Origin of the sequence: Butyricimonas faecihominis, assembly GCF_033096445.1 — a bacterium.
Taxonomy (GTDB): Bacteria; Bacteroidota; Bacteroidia; order Bacteroidales; family Marinifilaceae; genus Butyricimonas; species Butyricimonas faecihominis.
On record NZ_AP028155.1, the window covers coordinates 1,788,104 to 1,808,519 of the forward strand.

Genomic DNA, 20,416 nt, shown 5'->3' on the forward strand with positions numbered 1-20,416 from the left:
TACCGCAAAGGTAAAAAACTTCTCACAAAAAGAGGTATGCCAATACATTTGACACACCTCCTGTAATATGAAAACCGGATCCCCGGCTACAAACTTATTCCTTTATAAACCGTTTCAATTTATCATTTCCAAAAACATTAGCCACGAAAGGTAATGCCAAAACCGTACCCACTCCTGCAAAACCTCCCAAGAACGTAAACAACACGCAAATTAATCCCCTTTTAGGCTTAGAACGTTCAATCGGAACTACAACAGGTTCCACGATCGTCAAAATCGGTGTGGTTTCATTCACGGCAATCTTAGCCTGTTCCATCTGTTTTGCCAACTCGGAATACACGCTATAAGCAAGATTATACTCATTCGTTAAAGCCTCCTCCTGAGTCTTTGCCACGGCAGAAGAAAAACTCTTGTTCGCATCTCTGAAACGAGCCAAACTATCCTGCATCTTCTCGTAACGTTTTTTTGCAGCATCATATTGTTGCTCCACGAAAGTCAAATTTGACTTCACCTTCTCGATTTTAAAATCCGTAATATACGTCTGTAACAACTCTTGAGCCCGTTCAGCCAACTGAGCTACAGCCAAAGGTTCTCCCAATGACGCAGACAATTGCACGTAACCGTCTTTATCATTCACGTTCAAAGAAATCATATCATTCAACATCTCCGACATCTTCTTCTCATCCTTTGAAAGAGACTGAATCGCACTCCCTTGACCCGCAGAAATCATAGTTGTATCCTCTCCCCGAATTGCATTTATGATCACTCCCGGTAAACCAATCGTGTATTTCGCAATTGTACCTCCCAAACTAAATTTCTGGTATTCATCCTTTGTATAATAATCCAATAACGTGATCGGTTGATCATACCCTTCAAACTTCAACGGGGTCGCCATCAAATCCTTCTTAAAGGGAATACTTGCCACAATTTTAGGATAAATTGTCGGAGATAAAACCTCACCACCAGAAGCCCCACCTAAATTAATTCCGACCATGGATGCCAGTCCACTCAAATTTCCACCGACTTTCTTATCCCCGGATTGAGGGACCATCGTACATCCGGCAGTATATTCTTTCGGACTAAACAGGGCCACTAATACCCCTAGTACCATAAACACGACTGTAATCTTCAGTATCAGTTTCCGGTTTTTCCACAACTTCCGGACCACCTCGACCAAATCAATTTCTTCCTCCTGTGGCATCTGATTTGCCTGCTTTACTTCCTGTTCCATACTATTTCGTGTTGTTAAGAATTGCAGTAACCATTGCCGCTATCGAAGTCGTTGATGATGCCAAACTCAAAATTTCCGGTAAGCCCATCCGATTTTTGTTCATGGATTTCAACGGAACAATAATCTCGCATCCCGGCTCTATCTTTGTACGATTTCCCTTGCATACGGCAAGCGTCCCGTTTGGATAAAGCACATATGCCCTTCGTTTTTTCGCATCAACACTATACCCTCCGGCATTTTCCACGTAATCCTTATATTTCATTTTCTTGTGATAAGTTACAGCATTAGGATGCATCACCGCACCACTAATCTTAACTGTATTCACGTAATTAGAAACGTGCAACACATCACCTTCACGAAGTACCAAGTCCGCCTCACCTCCCGGATTTTCCAATGCTTTTTTTAAATCGATTCCCACGTAATAAACCTTTTCCAAAGACATACTATCTATCACTAAAGAATCACGACTGGAATGTTTAGCTAACTGCAAAGCAGAACTAACTCTTGCCAATTCATCAGCATTCATCCGACGCAACAAACGAGCCCCATTCACGTAGGCTTTGGAAGTAACCCCGCCAGCCCGTTTTACAATATCAGAAAGACGATCATTGGATGAACGCTTTGCGTATACACCAGGGTAAAGAACCTCGCCATTCACCATCACGTTCTGCTGTTCACGGTATCCCGGGGAACGACGAACATATATCTCATCAAAAGGTTCAAGTGTAAATTCAGGATCTCCCTCCACAACCAAACCATTCTTCAAACCAAATGTAAATAATTCAGCCTCAGCCGGAGCTTCCTCCGTACTATTAGGAGACTTTATTCTTCGGGAAACATCCACCCGTACCATAGAGGCAGACTCCAACAAACCACCGGCTTGTAACACTGCATCCTCCAACGTCATATTATCCACGAAAGGATATTTTCGAGGATTCTTCACCTCTCCCCGAATGTCAATCACGTAATCTCCCCGCAATTCTGTTGCTGAAGGTACATACAAACGGTCATTCTTTTTCAATGGAATATCGTCGATCTCACCCCTTAACAATTTTCCCAGATCAACAGCAAGCATTTCTTGACTTAAATCCTCTTTCTCTCGATATAAAATAGTTCTATTTAAAAAGGCATCTTCCCGCGGTCCTTCCACCACGTTTATCAAATCCTTCACTGTCTTTATGGAATTATTTATCGCGTAATTTCCGGGACGATATACCGCTCCTGTCACGGTTACGCGATTTTCGTATCGACTTATGATCGGATCAATCATAACAGAATCACCGTCAGCCAACGTAAAATCAACAAAATCTTCGTTATCTACAGTATATATTTGAAACTCGGAATCTCCCTTACGGCTCACATTCACATTCTTCTTGTAAGCATCACTAGTAAATCCCCCAGCATACTCCAATAATTTACTCAGACTCTCCTCTCCCTTCATCTCGTAACGCATCGGACGTTTCACTTTACCAGCCACAGTGACAATTTTCTCGTAAGTACCCACGTTAATCAAATCACCATCCTGCAAAGTAATATCAAAACTATTATTACCATTCATGATATAATCATAAACATCCACGTGCTTAAAGGCTTTTCCATTCCGATACAACACGACATCCCGCAAAGTTCCCACGTTATTTACACCTCCTGCCGCGTACAACGCGTGAAACACCGTTGCCAAAGAGGGTAACATATAGGTCCCGGGCATGACAATCTCCCCCATCACGTTCACTTGAATACTTCGAATTTGTCCCAACGACACTTTCAAAAATGTTGATGGATTTTCTGACGCTAAATCTGAATATATACGACTAAACATCGTTTTTAAATAAGAAGATGCCTCTTGAATCCGTTTTCCATTCAAATAAATCGGTCCTATATTCGATACATTTATACTCCCCTCCGGGGATATCACCTGCCGAACAGTCGCTTCCGAATTTCCCCATATATCAATGATAACCTCGTCTCCTGGCCCCAACACATAATTCTCCGGTGTAGGAATATTCAAACTCGGTTCAAAAGTTAAATTTTTATTACTAAACAAATTCCGCCCGAAAATACTATTCTTATCCCCTTCTGTAACCAACACCACATCCCGATTCTCTAACGAGATAGTTTCAATACGCTCTCTATTTTCTTGAGCCAAACCTCCCTGCTTTCCTGCATTTTCTCTCTCGTAATTCTCCTTAATTCTCAACACCTGCTCTTTCGTGACGCCTTTTTGCGATAACATCAAAATAATCTCGTCTTGACTTTTTCCTTGAGCCTGTGCGGACTTCACGGCTTCAATAACTTGCGCATCGGTCATCTGCGCACAAGCAATTCCCGTGACGCCAAGCATAAGTACAATAAAAATTAAAAATCTCATATTACTTTTTTTGAATGTTTTTTATGCAACCATCCCACAGGTTCATCTTTCTTGATTCACAAATCAATCCTGATAAACCTATATGCCGGATCGGCCACAAAGATACAGCATTAATTGAAAATCGAAAATCGAAAATCGAATTTTATTATAGTTTTCAGTCTATAACGTTTCTTCAAATCTCATACTTGCTCTCGTAACGCATAAAATTTACATCTCAAAGGCAAATAAACAGCCACCAGCACCACCATAGAAATAATAAAATAAATCAATGTATACTCGGGAACATATACCAACACCAACAAATACCCCAAATTAACAACAGCCTGTACCCCCATGTAGATCAAAGAAACAGGCAAATGAGCAAACTTTCCCTCGTTAGCTAACAACTGGTATAAATGTTTCCGGTGTGGTTGTCCGATGTTCTCTTTCAACAAGATACGATGGATAATCGTCAGCACCCCATCCACCCCATAAACTGCCAAAAACACTAATGCAGACACGTGTCCGGTATGCATTATAAATCCACCCAACAAAAAAAGTATAATAAAAGCCATTGATATGGCTCCTACATCCCCGGAAAAACATTTGGCACGAGAACGGAAATTATAAAAATTAAATACCAGCAATGATAGTATCACCACGGGAATAAACCCCGCCGGCGCTATCGGGAAAACAAACGCATTGATTCCCCATAACGCCAACATGGCAACCAGACTATATCCTCCGGTAATGCCGTTAATACCATCCATGAAATTATATATATTGAGTATGGCTAACCCAACAAATAAAGCCACAACCACGTATCCCCACGAGACCTCGTGGACTCCTAACTGCAACAGCAGCAATAATAAAGAAAAGGTCTGGATCAAAAGACGAACCTTTGCAGAAAGCGGGTGCATATCATCAATAAAACTCACCAAAGCCACCAACGTCAATCCGCATAAAAACCAAGGTGCAAAAAAATCAAAAATCAATCCATGTACAAGTACCCCTAAATAAAAAATCACCCCACCTCCTCGTAGGGTAATTGTATGATGAGAACTCCTTGCATTAGGAACATCCAAAATATTATACCTCTTGGCAATCTTAAAATAAATGTTCTCCAGCACGAAAAGGAGCAGGAGAACAAATCCATAGATCCAATTTATCATTTCTGTTGCTTAAACGATTCAACCATCTCTCGAATCCCATCCTCCAAAGTATAACGAGGCTCGTAACCGATAGCACTTAATGCTAACTGACGATCAATAACCACATCTCCCCAAAGTTTCTGATAAAGATCAGGACGAACCTTCTCTACCAGTTTCAAGAATATAGAAGGAGAAGGTAAATTTACCGTGTGTACTCCCAATTGACGAGAAATTTCCTCGACCACGTTACGCGTAGAATAAGGAACTTTATCCGTCGGATAGAACACACCCTCAACCTCTTTCTCCACGGCTAAATGAATAAACTCAACCAAATTTTTTACATTAATAAAATCACGACTATTCCGGGCAGAACCGAAAGGCAGCGGAATATGCTTATTTACCAAACGAATCAAACGCAACATATTACCCGGAGCCATTCCACCCCCGTATGCCATCGGCGGACGAATAATCGCAGCCTTAAACTCCCGGTCGCTCATTGCCATTAACTCTTTATCTGCTTTAAGCTTAGAACTTCCGTAATAAGTCTGTGGTCTTTCCGGTGTTGTCTCAGAAATTCGACTGGCACTACCAAACACGGCTATCGTACTCATCTGCACAAACTGGCCTACTCCAGCTTGTTTTGCTTTTTGAGCTAATAAACAAGCCATCCGATAATTCACATCATCATAAAGTTCTTGGTCTTTCACTTCCGGACGATGTACGATAGCTGCAAAATTTATTACCGCATCAAACCCTGAAAATGCGTCAACGGGCATATCTCGAAATGCTTTCACAACAATCTCTTTCTCGTACCCGGTCGGTCTGCGACTGTAACACGTGATTGAATCCGTTGATACATATTTCCTTATAAATTGCCCGGCAATAAAACTATCTCCTCCAATAATCAATATTTTTTTCATTCCTTGATCCATTTAAAACGGCATAAACCTCCAACTTGCCCACATACATGAGCATCATTATCTATCTCATATTAGCGTGTTTATAAACAGGATACGCTCTCTCCTCTTATCTTGCTCCCCTTTTACGTCGTATAGACCTCAGATGTTTTATTCATTCTCATATAATTAATAATAGTGTTGTGTGTGTTGTTTTTAATCAAGATGTAAAAGTACATCAAAGGTTGCGTCACAAAATGATGTTTTTTTGTTTTTAACAACTTCTTAACAAAATCACCATTCTCTCAATTAGATAATTATCAGTACAACTAACTAAAAATAAACACATTCAAACCAATAATTAACATAGGGGGTCGCAAAATATTTTAAACAAGAAGAATGCTTAGCAAAAATCTAATACTCATCTTATCGAATCCTCTTTAGATTTAATTTTCAATCTATAGCTAGGAAACATATCAATCATCTAGTCCAAATATTGAATGTTAAAAAATATAATCTCTTTCATACTTTATTAATCTATTCATCCAAAATAAAAGAACGTAACTTCGAATAAATAACCTCCTCAGATAAATGATTTTCAATATATCTCCTTGCGTTTTTTCCTATTATTTTTCTCTTTTCTGAATCACGCAATAATAATACAATTTGCCTAGCCATTATCACTGGATCATCTGCTACAATAAGCTCATCATGACACACCTCTATCCCCTCTCGACCTATCGTAGTTGTAATAACACATCCTTCTATAGACATTGCCTGCAATATTTTATTTTGAACTCCTGCCCCAGAACGCATTGGTGCAACAAAAATAGCAGACTCCCGCATGTAAATAGCAACATCTTCAACAAACCCCGTAACAACAACTTTATCAACTCTTGCCAACTTTTTTACCGCAACACTAGGAGATATTCCCACAATATAAAAAATAACTTCCGGGATTTCATTCTCGACTAAAGGATAAACATTCTCGACAAAATAATTAACAGCTGTTACATTAGGCTCATAATCCATTCTTCCTACGAAAAGTAACTGATAATTATTTTTTTTGTGTAAATTCACTTTTTCCGAAATATCTACATAATTCCCAATAACCGTAATGTCTTTTTCTCCTTTATACTTTGAAAGAATATAATCACGGTCAACCTCGGAAATAATCATACATTTCGTAAAGGCATTTAGAACCATTTGTTCATAACGGCGACATCTTGTAAAATCGACCTTGTAAAGCCAACGCCACAATCCTGTTTCTTGTTTTTTAGCTTTCTCGTAATTCATTGATATTGCATCAACAAAATCAAGCCATTTAGTAATACCTTTTTTGTTTCGCACATATTCTGCAGTACGAATATTATTACAAAAAACGCCATCATATTTATGAATATTCCGATCTACCCAACTTTGAACTTTATCGAAATAAAAATAATTAACTTGCAAAGGAAGAGTATTAGAGATTAATCCCTTACAAACATTTAAATAATAATCCATTTTCCGAACAGGAAATGGTATCACTTCCCGACAAAAACGCCCCATCTCTGAAACGGTCTCATCCTTCAGATCATCCGTTATATATACCAAATCAACTGTATATATTCTTGAAAGTAGTTTAATTACTTGATAAGTTCTTATTGCTCCTCCACTATGTAAAGGATAAGGAGCCCGAGAGCTCATAACTAAAATTTTTTTCATATGCACAAATCATTAATTGCACTCAAGAAAACTTTTGCACTATTGGTCCAAGATGAAAACCTTTGTAATTGTTTCATTCGCCCTTCACGTGTACCCCATTTAGGTTGATCAAAATGATGAATTGCATCAATAATAATATCTTTTGAAGGATTAATACAATATCCCCCCTCTCCCACAACTTCCGGTATCGCAGAACAATTTGAGGCAAGAATTTTACGGTCATACACCATTGCTTCTAATACCGGAATACCAAAGCCTTCTTCCAAAGATAAAAAAAGAAAAGCCTTAGCATTCTGTAATAAAATTGCTTTTTCCTCCTCTGTAACAAAACCTGTAATCGAAACATTATCAGGAGCATCATCCCAATCTTCTAGTTTTATTCCTGTTATCACAAATCGATATTCTTTCAATATCTCCAAAACTTCCTTTATCAACGGGAAATTCTTACTTGGAGCATTTCCAGTTATTGTATAAAAATATGATCCGGGCTCTATTCCCCATTGTCCCAAAATTTCTCTTACACGTTGAATCGTAGGCTCTATCGGTTTTATATCAATATGATTATATGTAATTAAAGAACTTAGCCCGAAACGCTGTTGAATAGCTTTCGCTGAATAATTAGAAACAGTAAATAATAAATCGACCCTTTTTAGTCCCAATAATAAATTATAACGGCGATAATACTTCCCTAATAATTGATGTAATGATTTCGGAAATAATTTTCCCATAAAAATCAAATCATGAATCGTAACACATCTTTTCACCGTTGAAGCGATATAAAGAGGAAATGTATTATACGGAGACCACAAAATATCAACTCCATTCTTTTTGGCCTGACGAGGCAAATACCATTGTTCAAAACTAAAATAACCTCCTTTCAACTTACAAAAAGTAAAATTAACAGGAAATTTGAATTCCTCACAAGGCTCTGCATTATCAATATATAAGATATATTTATTACAGGAATCTAATTTTGCCAGACATTTTACGATTTCTCGTACGTATGTTCCCATTCCCCTCAAACTCTTATATCCAAATCTAAAATCAATTCCAATAATCATTTTTATATGTTTTTTAAAAGCGCACGAATAGATGCTAAAGTACCCTCAATATTAAAATAGTTTTTAGCCCTTTTTCTCCCAGCCTGCCCCATTCGCTGACGCAAAGATACATCCATTACTAACTTTTCCAATCCTTGTTTCAAAAAACTCACATTCATGGGAGGAACAAGAATTCCGGTTACATTCTCCTCCACAGCCTCAGGAATACCTCCTACTTTCGTTGCCAAAACAGGAAGCCCACACGCCATAGCTTCTAATATTGAAAGAGAAATTGCCTCATAATAACTTGGTAAAATAAAAATATCGCAATCAAAAAGTAGCTCATAAACATTTGTCACATTACCCAACAAATATACATTTTCTAATTTCTCACTCTCAACTTCAGACCTCAATACATCTTCTAAAACTCCCGTTCCTGCCACATAAAAACGAACAGGACAGGACAATTGTCTTACTGCCGCTAAAGCCTCAATTATTCCCTTTTCCCGTTCTAAACGTCCTACATAAACAATTTTAATCTCTTTATCTATAGGTTTTATCAATCTATTTTCATTTAGAATCCTTACTCCATTATAAATAACAAGTTTTTTAGAATTAAATCCTCTTATCTCATCAACAACCATCCGAGAAACTCCAACAATCTTATCACTACACAAAAATCCTAACGTTATCAAGACATGATAAATCCCTTTCTTAATAAACATCGTAGAAGCGGCACTACTATGCTTATAAGCAATTTTACGCACACAATTAGGCAAGAAAGGAGCCATATATATAGCACGATTCCCATTCAAAACAACAATATCTATTTTGTATTGTCGAATCAATTTTCTCGCAAATGCGATTTCTCGCTTAAAGGAAACCTCATGTTCAACAAAAAATTTATATTCAGAAGGTAATATCTCGTACAATTCTTTACTCCTTACTTGATAAAAAAAGTCATAATACTCTTCTAATTGAGGAAAAACTCTACTCACAAAAATCTCTCCCCCACCATAAAACTTTGTACAACTAACTATTAACACTTTTCGTTTTTCCATAACTAGCTTTTGTAATTAATTTAAATACGGCAAAAACAAATAACATATAAAAAGAAAGTCGAAATAACAAATTGGGATCATAAGAATACCAACGAGTAATCATGAAAAAAGAAAGCACGAAAAAAAGCATTACATAATAATTGGGTCTTCGACTCTCATACACGTAATTAATTGTACCTCCCAAATACATTCCTAATAAAAAAGGTCCGATCATCCCTAATATCACGTAAAATGCAAAAACAATGATACCACCTCCTCCAAAATCGACATGAATAGTTCCAAGATAGTGAGGATATTTCATGTTTTCCGGGACCAACGAAGGAGGCAATATACAGGTAATCAAATACCCTCCTAATAATTCAATACGATCCACAACACTAATAAATATTTCCCGCACACTGCCAATAACAGCATTTCCTCCATAAAGTAATTCTGATTGATTATTTATTAATATATCTCCTCGTTCTTCATTACCACCCAACAAAGGCAAATTATTTTTAAAACGATCTATGATCCTCAATAAAAACAGACCAATTGTTGAAAAAATAATTATCCAACTTGATTTAAACTTATTCTCAAAAAAATAAAAAAAGAAGATTAACACCGGTGGCACCATTAACATACGTGTTCCCCTAGATAATGCAAACAAAAGATACCAAGCTAATATAAAACCGATAACAATATTGTAAATAGGAGAAGGACGGTAAATAAACAATAAGAAAAAGAAAATATAAAAATACACGGCAAAGCCGCTTATACTTTCAAGATTTTCCCTATAAAGATCATATAAATCTCCTTCAGCAAATAATAAATTTGTTCCTTGACGCTGTAAATAATACAAAATCAAAATACAAACTGCAACACAAACCCAAAACCATACAAAAGATTTTTCTTTCTCTTTTAAGAAAGAAAAAGTCGTTCGTTCCCGAGTCTTATTACCATTAAGTCTTACAACTAAAATAACTCCTGCGAATACTAGCAAATTTAGCATTGCCGATATGCCATAATATTCCATACTCTGAAATTGTTCATAAGGACTTAACTGAATTCCAGCCCAATTATACAGATAATGAACATTATAAGTAAACATGAAAATAAACATCAACATCGGCACTTGCATGTTCCGGACATAATACATGACAAGGACATTTACAACCAACAATGTATAAACCAATAATTTATCCCAACCCATCAACAAATACCCAGACAAGACGAAAACTATCGCCGAGAGTATTATGATTTTTAATATTATATCATTCTTATTTACCCATATCATGATAGTACCGCTCTCATTTTTTTCAACAACAAATATATTCCTTTAGCCATCCACCGAGGCAAGTGATAATATACCCTATAAACTAATGGATGATTCTGAAAATTCACACTTTTCAAAATTCTATCCGTTTCTTTCCGGTAAAATCCCAAAGCATAATAAGGACGTAACGTACGCAAAATCAATCCATCTAATAAGAAAAGACAATCATTTGAAACGCCTTTTTTCAATGTATCCAAAGAAAATATATAACTTTCTTCGGGTGCGTACAATTTCTTTGAAAGCCGATTCTCTATAATTTGATCATTATTATAATATGCAAGCTCTTCATTTAAATAAGCAATAGGTTCTTTCAACGCTATCCGAACCCATAAATCAATATCTTCTCCCATTTTTAGTGATGTATTAAAACCTCCATTTTTCAAAAATATATCACGGAGAACTATAGTTGCAGAAGTCCACACGGGAGAAATAAAAGTTTTTGCATACAAACTAAAATAAGAAATATATCCATACTCAAATGTCGTTTCCAAATCAATCGAAACAGCTTTTCTATTGCCATTCATCATTTCAACATAACGACAAGCAAATATTCCCGCATCAGGACAAGTAGAAATTAAAAAAGCGATCCTTTCCAAATAATTGGGAGCCCAAAAATCATCAGCATCCATAAAAGCCACATAATTTTCCTTCGCCTCCTTTACCCCCCTATTACGTGCGGTAGCAACGCCACTATTAACTTGAGAAATCACTCGTATTCGAGAATCTGTTATTCCATTCACGATCTGCAAACTAGCATCCGAAGAACCATCATCAACAATTATAACTTCAAAAAAAGGATATGTTTGGGCTAAAACAGAACCTAAAGTTTGCTCTATATACGCCTCCTTGTTATACAGCGGGATAATAACTGAAAATCGGACACGAACCTCTTTCATTATACTTTTCTTCTAATTGAAATAAAACGTTTCACAAAAGTAGAGAAACCTGTGTCAAAGATATATAAAAATATACCTAAAACAACCGCATAAACACTGGTAGACCCCAAAGCCCACACAAACCATTCTCCCAAATTACTCACATTTAACCAATCCTTCAAAGGACTCACAATCCATTGATTAACTCCTAAGTAAATAATTATCGAGAAAAAAAACATTTTACCGACAATAAGAAAGTACGATATGAGAGGGAAAGGAAATACCTTCCGATAAAGATAATATGGTTTCCATAGAAAAAGCAAAAAAATTCCAGCTAACATACCACCAACGACACCAAAAACGCCAAACTTGAATGCAAACAAGATTCCTAAACCAACCGTTAAGCAAGCTTCAACAATAGATATCCAAGCATCATTAAAAAGACGATAAGCGGCCAAAAAACAAGTGTTTGTATTTGTAAATGCACCCAATGTAAGACAAGCAACAAGAAGATACAAAATAGTGGGAGCTAATACATATTCCTCCCCCAGCCATAATGCAATAAAATCTTGAGCTAGAACTAACAAGCCAAATGCAATAATAATTTGTACATAAAAAGACAATGCCAACAATTCTCTGTATACTCGATAAACTTGTTCACGAGTTGAAGTAACAACCAAATCCCCCACTCCAGCCCAAACATTCTGCATTACAGTCCAAATCATCATATTAATATTATTGAATAACATCATATAATTACCAAAATATGTAACCGTAGATAGATTTATAACTGTAGCAATTATAATATTACTACTTTGTTTAGATACATAACTTGAAAAACTTTGAATAGCAATACGCTTGGCATCATAAAATACATCATCATAACTTTGAAGCAATTTCCTAAACGACAAATGTGATTTTTGTTCTAAATTATTATAATGAGCTTTATATTGGCATAACACATAGTAATGTCCAAAAACTCCAAATACAAGCTCAACAAACAACCAATAAATATAATTACTCGTATAATAAACTAAAACAACCTGTATACAAATCTTTACATAAGTAATAATATTAGAGGCAATTACAAGAATATAATTTTTTTGATCTGCACGAAACAACACTCTCGGATAACCAAAAAAGAAATTTGCAACTGCAACAAGAAGAAAAACAACGTAAGCAATATACGAACTCATAATTCCAACTTCAGACTTAGCAGTCAAACTAGGAATTAAAGGGGACAACAATAAACCAATAAGCAAAATAGCTAATGCAACATATCGAAAAAAATATCGCATAAGCCACATTAACTCATTTATACGGGATTGATCATTCTCTGCAAGAGGCTTATATAAAGCTACAGCAACCGATGATGTAACTCCTAATTCCATTAAAAAGAGGAAATCAATCACACTCATTAATGTCGTATTCAATCCCAGGTATTCTGTACCTAGATAAACTAAAAACATCTTACGTGCAACAAAATTCACCAGCACGGTTAAGATAAAAAAAAGCAATGTTATTCCGCTATTTAATGCTGTTTTACGTAACCTAATCATTCCTATTAATTTACACTATACCCATTCTCTCTACATTAATCTCTCGCAAAGACCCTTTTCAGTATTAACCAAATAATCCCACTAAAAATGAAAAGGAAAGTAAAGACAAAAACAATTACTTTTCTATTAGGCTTATCTGCATTTAATGCAACCTTTGCAGGTTCAATTATAGAAAACAATGTACGTTCCTCTGTAACCTTTGCTTGCAACATTTCATACTGTCGAGCAAGCATATTACACAGGTTCAATGACATTTCTAGCTCAATTTGACCACGACTAATAGTTCCCTGCCTATCTTTCGCCACTTCATAATTATATTTAGCTTGATTGTACATTTTTTCTGCATACCCCATATCATTCAACATTTTTGCTTTTTGAATGCTCGAAACATAAGTTTGAAGTTTATTAATGGTACTATCCGCAATCAATGCAGCAACAAGAGGATCTTGCATGTCAACTTCGATATTTACCAAACCACTTTTTTTCTCTACCCAAACCTCTATTTTATCATTCATCACATCAAGATACATTTCCTGCCAATAGGTATAATAAAAAGGATCCCAATTCAAATTACTATTTTCATCTGATTCTAGACGTGTTGAAAAGAATAATTTCCCAAATAATTTTAACATCGAATTCCACCAAGGCTTCTTTTGCTCCTTTGTTATATATTCAAAAAGACTCATTTCAGATAAACCATTAGGAACAACCTTCATTTGTGCTAAATCTACTAAAAAAGGAGTACTTTTTACAACAACAGGATAAAAATCTAAGGCAATATCTTCTAGGGAAGAATTATTAACTGTTAAACCTAACATTGACGCAAAAGAAGCATTCTTGTCTGCACGGTCATTTTTAGAGGCATAAGGAAGTAATTGAACTTTTGTACTGTATTCTTTAGGTATACTTAAAGCAATTATCACCCCTAATATAACTCCAGCAACTGCAACCTTACATACAAAATAGCGCCTCAACCAAATATATCTACATAAAGCTACTAAATCCATTTCTTTTTCCATAACTTATTAAAACCATTTATTATAAATCAATAATATCCTACAGTCACAAATGTCAAATCAATATAACAATTTAATTTCGTAAAAGTATAGAAAATTAATAGGCTCACCAAACTATTCTATTCACAAACATTCTAATTTAAATAATTTGCTTCAAAAAAATTATAACAACGTTATTTTAAACATATTAACAACATCACTCTCCTTTCTTTTTACTAAAAAAATATCGTTAGTGATCACGACACACACCTCTTTTAAAATCATCTCCCGCCCAAGAATACATTGCTCAAGAAATTCCTCTCACCATATATCCCTAATTAAAATCACAAAATCACCCCAGAATACAATCAAACAAATGGATATATTCCCGACTCTCCTTGATCTAACAGGAATCCAATCCTCTTGGAGAGGTGTTGGAAGAAGTTTACTCATGAGTGATTCTATTGCTAACTCTAACCGAGAAAAAGAACGTAGAGAAAACGCTCAAAAAATCTCAGATATAATCATTCATAGTGACTATTTTAAAACATACCAACTACCAAACAAAAACTAAAATCTCATTTCCTTACATTGTGCTACTAAGATTTTACTACCCTTTCCCTTACGTTCAACTACCTCTCAACCGCTACTTCCCACATCCAAAATCGTTATCCCACCGCCACGTGACGGGAACATAACGTAAGAGGAAGCGACCAGTAAGGCCCAAGAGATAGTTAAACCATAGAATTAAAGTATTATTACCCAAGGAACAAGCATAACAAATAAAATTATAGCCGAAAAAATATCATATAACACAAATTCAACCCAAATGAAGAAGTAATCCTACCCAAATACTCTCTCTTATTCAGAGATTACTCGAAATCCTTCGTAGCTCAAATATTACGGCATGAATGAACTTCGAATAAATTTCGAAACATCTCTGAAAAAGGAGGATTATTTCCTTAGGATTTCCCCAGCTTCTCAACAGGTTCTCATTATAAACTTAGTTCTACGCAGAGGAATATATTTCGACCCTATAAAAGAAAAAACAAAAATCACGATCACGCCTCTAAAAAAGTCTCTGACGATATAACTCTCATTCAAATACCTGCAAATATTTACACGATGATTTTAAGCATAGCTATATATCATAGCTCTCCCACAACTTTTGTTCCCGGCTCAAAAAACATAATATCATAAATAGGGAGATAAGTAATACCATTCTCCTGATAAACCTTTTGTTCATTGGATAATACAAAACCTTGATGTATATTGTATTCCTTTATTTTCAAAAGTTTATTAAGCGCACTATAAATAGCATAATCTTTTCCTGATTTTATTTCCAACGGCAAAACAGTAAGTTGATCGGCATCATCTATCAGATAATCCACCTCACCATTATTTTTGTTATCATAGTAATAGAGATTAAAACCATGCGCACGTAACTCTTGCGCTACGACAGTCTCGTACACGGACCCTAAATTGATACTCCGCACATTCTGCATGATGGCTTGAATATTATTTTTAAAAAATAAACTGTCAACAAACCCACGTCATTCAGATAAAGTTTGAGTAAATTCTTTCCACAAATCTCCATCAACGGATAGCTAGGAACGCTGATAGCTCTCACCTCCAAAGCCACTCCCACCGAAATAAGGTAATCAAATTCATCTTCATAATCCGTCATTCGTTTGCCTTTCTTTTTCTCAATACTTTTTGCTATTATTCGTTTTTTTCTATTTTCAAGATTTGACGGAATAAGATTATAGATACGCTGTATTTTCAATCTGGCATGTTCCTTTTCATATTTTGAAGCATCAAGGCCGTATAAAGCATGAATATCTTCCTGAATCTTCCGAATGGCCACCACGTTATGTTGCTCCACAAACGTATTCACCGCATCAGGCAATCCTCCCACGATCAAATACTTTTTGAACAGTACTTTATTAGAACCTGATTGTAAGTACTTTTCAATATAGCTTTCGACTTTCCGGTATAACATAATACACTTCTTCTTGGTTTATGCAGACTCAAGGATACACTTTTCCAACAAAAAAGCCACATCAAAAACACACTTTTCGTATATTTTACAAGCTAAATAAATACACTTTTCCGAAAGAAATAATAAATCTGAATATTTACAACGCCTTTACACAATCTAATGAAACATCCGCACAAACGCCTATCAAACACGGAATATGAACCGCAACCCGATGTCCACCAGCCACCTCGACCAACTCCCCCTGAACTCCAGTTAATTCGCCTTGAATCACACGTACACCAGATCCAACCAGAGCCTTTCCACTCACAACTTCAAGCGATCCGGCATTTTCATTCAAAATCCGCAAACTATCCAACTGTTCGTCCGAAATCACAACCGGGCCCTGTTTCTCTTTTAACAACGCAATCACGCCCCCAATTGATAACACGGAAGGTAAATTCATTTCAGAAACACGGACAAAAATACACCCCGTAATCACAGGAATTTCCAATCTCCTCACCTGCCCGTTTCTCTCGAATTCGACCTTTCGCACAGGTAAATAATTCTCGATTCCTGCTTGTTCCAAACGCTCCTTCACACGTTTTTCCGCCCGAGAAGCAGTGAAAACTGCATACCAATTCGTCTTCTCCATTACTCTCTGACTTCTAAATTTTCGGCTACCTGAATTTTATTTAAAACCTCTTCCATATGATGTTCTACACCTTCCTCTTCCATCTGGAAATCAATAGATTCATAGGTTGAATTTTTCGATTTAAACTCAGGAACAATACATTTCATTTGTTTCACCACGGCAAAATTATCTTTTGTCTGCAAAGCTATATCAAGAGCCTTTATCGCATCCGTAACTTCACTATAATTATATTCACGTACTTTGGCAATCTTTATTCGTTCATGCACGGTCGGCAAAGTCGTCTCCTTCACGTTAAGCACCTCCTCGTACAATTTCTCTCCCGGTCTCAAACCGGTAAAGACGATATGAATATCTTTCCCAACTTCATAACCAGAAAGTTTAATCATCTTACGAGCCAGATCGACAATCTTAACGCTCTTACCCATGTCAAAAACAAATATTTCACCGCCATTTCCCAACGCCCCCGCTTGCAAAACGAGCTGACATGCCTCGGGAATAGTCATGAAAAAACGAGTTATTTCCGGGTGAGTAACCGTTATCGGGCCACCCGCCTCTATCTGTTTCTTGAAACGAGGGATCACCGAACCATTCGATCCCAAAACGTTCCCAAAACGAGTAGTAATAAAACGAGTATTCGCTATGCGATTCAATGATTGCGTGTAAATTTCCGCTATACGCTTACTTGCACCCATAACATTCGTCGGGTTCACCGCTTTATCGGTAGAGATCATCACGAAACGCTGGCAATCATATTTCACAGCACAATCGGCAACATTTTTCGTTCCGAAAATATTCGTTTTCACACCTTCAATCGGGTGTTTTTCCATCATGGGAACGTGCTTATAAGCAGCCGCATGATACACGATATTGGGATGATATGTTTTAAAGATTCCTTCCACCCGGCTCGCATCACGTACATCCCCGATCTCGATTTTATAATCCGTGAAACCACACTCTTCTTTCAGTTCCAGCTCAATATCATAAAGCGGAGATTCGGCCTGATCAAACAAAACGATCAAAGAAGGATTAAAATGCGTCAACTGCCGCACGATTTCACTCCCGATAGAACCAGCCGCCCCGGTCACCAAAACCACTTTATTCAATAATTGTTTCCGAAGATTGGTCTCCTCCATGTGAATCACGTCCCTCTCCAACAAATCTTCGATCTTGATATTCCGGATATGCCGCATACTTAACTCCCCGTTAATCCAACTTTCAAAACGAGGCACTTCGAGTACATTCACATCTGCAGCCAAGCAGATCTCGACAATCTCCCGTTTTTTATCCGGAGAAATCATCTTTTTGGCGATGACCACCTTGTCCACCCGGTTACGTTTCAACAAACCGGGTAAAGACGACATCTTGTAAATCTTGACCCCCTCGATAATCTTTCCCGCTTTCCGATCATTCACATCAACAAAAGCAAGAATATTATACGTGGCATCCTCCACGTTATCCATGGCATGTTTTGCCATGATACCGTATTCATCGCTACCACATATAATTACATTCTTTTTAGTACGCTCCGCACCGATATACTGCGCAAAGACTTTCTTCACGATCACCCGGCTCATAACCATCAAACTGGTCAGAAGAACGTACTCCGTGAGTAAAACGGAAACCGGTATAAAAAGATAATCATACAACAGGAAAAACACGCCACTACCCAAAAGAAGGGCAATCTCCCCTGCCGTCAACACGTAGTAGATGCGCAAAGCATCCTCCGTTCCCGTGAAACGTACTATTCCGGAATAAGTATGCCCCAACAGGAAACTGATCACCCGGACACCCACGATAACGAGAGCCCCGGTCAAGACAAAATCCAATCTCATCCGGTCAATCTGGAAATTGACCCAAATCAGATAAGCAACGCTAACTGCCATAATAGCGAGAGCCACGTCAATCAAAAATACAATCCATCGAGGAGTGTATGAGAATGAACGCAACGTCCTCATTCTATTCAGACCATTTGTGATAAATGCAACCATAATTTTTTAATATAAAAATAAAACCTTCACGGGATAAACCTCCTAAAAGGTGGACACCCGCAAAGGTAATAGTAATAATATTAAAAAAAAAATTTTTTTAGTAGGCCTTCAAAATATTAACCTCATCTTCAGTCAGGAAACGCCAGTGGCCCCGGGGTAAATTTTTCTTCGTGATCCCGGCAAAAAAGACACGGTCCAAACGAAGAATCTGGTAACCCAAATGCTCGAAAATCCTCCGGACGATACGATTTCTACCGGAATGAATTTCAATCCCCACCTGTGTACGATCATCTTCCGCCACTCTCACGTCATCCGCTTGGATAAAACCATCCTCCAAGTCGATCCCCTTACGGATAGCCTCCAAGTCGCCCGTTTGAACCACCTTGTCCAAGAACACGTGGTATATCTTTTTCTGGTTATACTTCGGGTGAGTCAATTTCTTGGCCAAATCGCCATCATTCGTGAAAAGCAACACTCCCGTGGTCTGGCGGTCAAGCCGTCCGATCGGGTACACGCGCTCTTTACAAGCTCCCTCGATCAATGTCATCACGGTTCTACGTTCCAAAGGATCTTCCACGGTCGTCACGTAATCTTTCGGCTTATTCAACACCAAGTATACTTTACGTTCGGGAGTAATCACTTGATCATCAACCTCCACTCGATCCGTACGCTTTACTTTTACCCCGACTTGTTGCACGACCTCCCCGTTTACTTTCACCCGACCGGCTGCAATCAACACATCAGCATCACGACGTGAACACACTCCGCCTTTAGCGATATAACGGTTCAAGCGTAATTCTGTCTCCTGCCCCTCGTTCTTCTTGCGATATTCAATTTGTTTTTTCTTACTATACACACTTTTGGGAGCGCCATCCCCATCTGCCCGACGGGTAAACACTTTTCTCGCCGGACGATCAGAATAACGATCCCGACGATCATCCCCCTCTCTGCGATCCCGACGATCGCCACGATACCCTTCTCCACGTCCTCCTTCCTCACGGGAACCTCTTTCCCGACGTCCTTCCTCTCGTCGATCATTACGATCCCTGTTTTGATAACGATTATCTCTTCTTTCTGCATTTTCATCCCGATCTTGAGGCCGCCTTTCACGACGCTCTCCACGATCGGAAAAACGATTGTTATCCCTGTTACCTCTCTCGTATGATCTTCTATTATCCCGATTCTCGTAACGATTATTCTCCCGATCCCCTCTTTCACGATTTCTGTCTGAATCCCGGTAATAACGATTCCCGTTATCTCGATCTCCCGTACCCTCGTTACGCTCTCTCTCCCGTTCTTTGTTCAAATCACGGATATACCCGTGTCCTTGTTCCCGTCTCGGTCTGTCCGTGTTGAAACGGTTAGGTCTTCTTGTTTCGCTTTCTCCACCTTCACGGTTTTCGAAACGCGGTGTTCTGCTCCGACGATTCTCATCACGATTCTCGATCGGCCTTGTAATTCTAGGTCTTTTAGTCTCCCTATTCATATACTTACGTATAAATTTTTGATTTTAAATTTATGATTCTTGCTTATAGCCCTCATCGGCCTATTCTATTGATTGAAGATATGCACTCATTTTTCATACCTTCTTAATTATTCATTTTTAATTCTACATTTTCAA

The 20,416-nt window shown here is 37.5% G+C and carries 16 protein-coding genes; all 16 read right to left on the reverse strand.

What is annotated here, in order from left to right:
• Positions 1 to 94: 94 nt before the first annotated feature.
• The 16 genes from R8806_RS07480 to R8806_RS07555 all read right to left on the reverse strand — a co-directional run bounded on the left by R8806_RS07480 (position 95) and on the right by R8806_RS07555 (position 20,281).
• The gene (locus tag R8806_RS07480; protein WP_124317170.1) at positions 95 to 1,228 is read right to left on the reverse strand and encodes a Wzz/FepE/Etk N-terminal domain-containing protein; all 1,134 of its coding nucleotides are present in this window, start codon (positions 1,226 to 1,228) and stop codon (positions 95 to 97) included.
• 1 nt (position 1,229) lies between these two features.
• Entirely contained in the window at positions 1,230 to 3,596 is a 2,367-nt protein-coding gene (locus R8806_RS07485; protein ID WP_124317169.1) for an SLBB domain-containing protein, read from the reverse strand.
• Between the two features lie 179 nt (positions 3,597 to 3,775).
• On the reverse strand, positions 3,776 to 4,747 hold the full coding sequence (locus R8806_RS07490) for an MraY family glycosyltransferase (RefSeq protein WP_124317168.1): 972 nt from the start codon (positions 4,745 to 4,747) through the stop codon (positions 3,776 to 3,778).
• Positions 4,744 to 5,646, reverse strand: a complete 903-nt coding sequence (locus tag R8806_RS07495; RefSeq protein WP_164719694.1) for an NAD-dependent epimerase/dehydratase family protein — start codon at positions 5,644 to 5,646, stop codon at positions 4,744 to 4,746. The genes R8806_RS07490 and R8806_RS07495 overlap by 4 nt, the downstream gene beginning before the upstream one ends.
• 513 nt (positions 5,647 to 6,159) lie before the next feature.
• Positions 6,160 to 7,329 (reverse strand): glycosyltransferase, encoded by a 1,170-nt coding sequence (locus R8806_RS07500; protein ID WP_124318347.1) that lies wholly within the window; start codon positions 7,327 to 7,329, stop codon positions 6,160 to 6,162.
• Positions 7,326 to 8,390: a glycosyltransferase family 4 protein gene (locus R8806_RS07505; RefSeq protein ID WP_151412163.1), complete on the reverse strand. Its 1,065-nt coding sequence runs from the start codon at positions 8,388 to 8,390 to the stop codon at positions 7,326 to 7,328. The genes R8806_RS07500 and R8806_RS07505 overlap by 4 nt, the downstream gene beginning before the upstream one ends.
• 2 nt (positions 8,391 to 8,392) lie before the next feature.
• A complete protein-coding gene (locus R8806_RS07510; RefSeq protein ID WP_124318332.1) occupies positions 8,393 to 9,430 on the reverse strand; it encodes a glycosyltransferase in 1,038 nt (345 codons plus the stop codon).
• The gene (locus tag R8806_RS07515; RefSeq protein ID WP_151412162.1) at positions 9,402 to 10,445 is read right to left on the reverse strand and encodes a hypothetical protein; all 1,044 of its coding nucleotides are present in this window, start codon (positions 10,443 to 10,445) and stop codon (positions 9,402 to 9,404) included. Before R8806_RS07515 ends, R8806_RS07510 begins: the two co-directional genes overlap by 29 nt.
• 257 nt (positions 10,446 to 10,702) lie before the next feature.
• On the reverse strand, positions 10,703 to 11,641 hold the full coding sequence (locus R8806_RS07520; RefSeq protein ID WP_151412161.1) for a glycosyltransferase family 2 protein: 939 nt from the start codon (positions 11,639 to 11,641) through the stop codon (positions 10,703 to 10,705).
• On the reverse strand, positions 11,641 to 13,179 hold the full coding sequence (locus R8806_RS07525; protein WP_124318237.1) for a lipopolysaccharide biosynthesis protein: 1,539 nt from the start codon (positions 13,177 to 13,179) through the stop codon (positions 11,641 to 11,643). The genes R8806_RS07520 and R8806_RS07525 overlap by 1 nt, the downstream gene beginning before the upstream one ends.
• A gap of 35 nt (positions 13,180 to 13,214) precedes the next feature.
• Positions 13,215 to 14,198: a Wzz/FepE/Etk N-terminal domain-containing protein gene (locus R8806_RS07530; RefSeq protein ID WP_151412160.1), complete on the reverse strand. Its 984-nt coding sequence runs from the start codon at positions 14,196 to 14,198 to the stop codon at positions 13,215 to 13,217.
• 1,124 nt (positions 14,199 to 15,322) lie between these two features.
• Positions 15,323 to 15,679: a DUF4143 domain-containing protein gene (locus R8806_RS07535; protein WP_229782990.1), complete on the reverse strand. Its 357-nt coding sequence runs from the start codon at positions 15,677 to 15,679 to the stop codon at positions 15,323 to 15,325.
• The gene (locus R8806_RS07540) at positions 15,652 to 16,176 is read right to left on the reverse strand and encodes an ATP-binding protein (protein WP_229782991.1); all 525 of its coding nucleotides are present in this window, start codon (positions 16,174 to 16,176) and stop codon (positions 15,652 to 15,654) included. Before R8806_RS07540 ends, R8806_RS07535 begins: the two co-directional genes overlap by 28 nt.
• A 136-nt stretch (positions 16,177 to 16,312) precedes the next feature.
• Complete coding sequence (locus R8806_RS07545) at positions 16,313 to 16,807, reverse strand: UpxY family transcription antiterminator (protein ID WP_124317268.1); 495 nt, start codon at positions 16,805 to 16,807, stop codon at positions 16,313 to 16,315.
• Entirely contained in the window at positions 16,807 to 18,795 is a 1,989-nt protein-coding gene (locus tag R8806_RS07550) for a polysaccharide biosynthesis protein (RefSeq protein WP_229782992.1), read from the reverse strand. Before R8806_RS07550 ends, R8806_RS07545 begins: the two co-directional genes overlap by 1 nt.
• 97 nt (positions 18,796 to 18,892) lie before the next feature.
• Positions 18,893 to 20,281 (reverse strand): pseudouridine synthase, encoded by a 1,389-nt coding sequence (locus R8806_RS07555; protein ID WP_087422416.1) that lies wholly within the window; start codon positions 20,279 to 20,281, stop codon positions 18,893 to 18,895.
• Positions 20,282 to 20,416: the final 135 nt, after the last annotated feature.

Bases quoted from the DNA above. Each gene is read 5' to 3' on its own strand.
- R8806_RS07480 (WP_124317170.1), bottom strand. From the start codon at position 1,228: ATGGAACAGGAAGTAAAGCAGGCAAATCAGATGCCACAGGAGGAAGAA.
- R8806_RS07485 (WP_124317169.1), bottom strand. From the start codon at position 3,596: ATGAGATTTTTAATTTTTATTGTACTTATGCTTGGCGTCACGGGAATT.
- R8806_RS07490 (WP_124317168.1), bottom strand. From the start codon at position 4,747: ATGATAAATTGGATCTATGGATTTGTTCTCCTGCTCCTTTTCGTGCTG.
- R8806_RS07495 (WP_164719694.1), bottom strand. From the start codon at position 5,646: ATGAAAAAAATATTGATTATTGGAGGAGATAGTTTTATTGCCGGGCAA.
- R8806_RS07500 (WP_124318347.1), bottom strand. From the start codon at position 7,329: ATGAAAAAAATTTTAGTTATGAGCTCTCGGGCTCCTTATCCTTTACAT.
- R8806_RS07505 (WP_151412163.1), bottom strand. From the start codon at position 8,390: ATGATTATTGGAATTGATTTTAGATTTGGATATAAGAGTTTGAGGGGA.
- R8806_RS07510 (WP_124318332.1), bottom strand. From the start codon at position 9,430: ATGGAAAAACGAAAAGTGTTAATAGTTAGTTGTACAAAGTTTTATGGT.
- R8806_RS07515 (WP_151412162.1), bottom strand. From the start codon at position 10,445: ATGGAATATTATGGCATATCGGCAATGCTAAATTTGCTAGTATTCGCA.
- R8806_RS07520 (WP_151412161.1), bottom strand. From the start codon at position 11,641: ATGAAAGAGGTTCGTGTCCGATTTTCAGTTATTATCCCGCTGTATAAC.
- R8806_RS07525 (WP_124318237.1), bottom strand. From the start codon at position 13,179: ATGATTAGGTTACGTAAAACAGCATTAAATAGCGGAATAACATTGCTT.
- R8806_RS07530 (WP_151412160.1), bottom strand. From the start codon at position 14,198: ATGGAAAAAGAAATGGATTTAGTAGCTTTATGTAGATATATTTGGTTG.
- R8806_RS07535 (WP_229782990.1), bottom strand. From the start codon at position 15,679: ATGCAGAATGTGCGGAGTATCAATTTAGGGTCCGTGTACGAGACTGTC.
- R8806_RS07540 (WP_229782991.1), bottom strand. From the start codon at position 16,176: ATGTTATACCGGAAAGTCGAAAGCTATATTGAAAAGTACTTACAATCA.
- R8806_RS07545 (WP_124317268.1), bottom strand. From the start codon at position 16,807: ATGGAGAAGACGAATTGGTATGCAGTTTTCACTGCTTCTCGGGCGGAA.
- R8806_RS07550 (WP_229782992.1), bottom strand. From the start codon at position 18,795: ATGGTTGCATTTATCACAAATGGTCTGAATAGAATGAGGACGTTGCGT.
- R8806_RS07555 (WP_087422416.1), bottom strand. From the start codon at position 20,281: ATGAATAGGGAGACTAAAAGACCTAGAATTACAAGGCCGATCGAGAAT.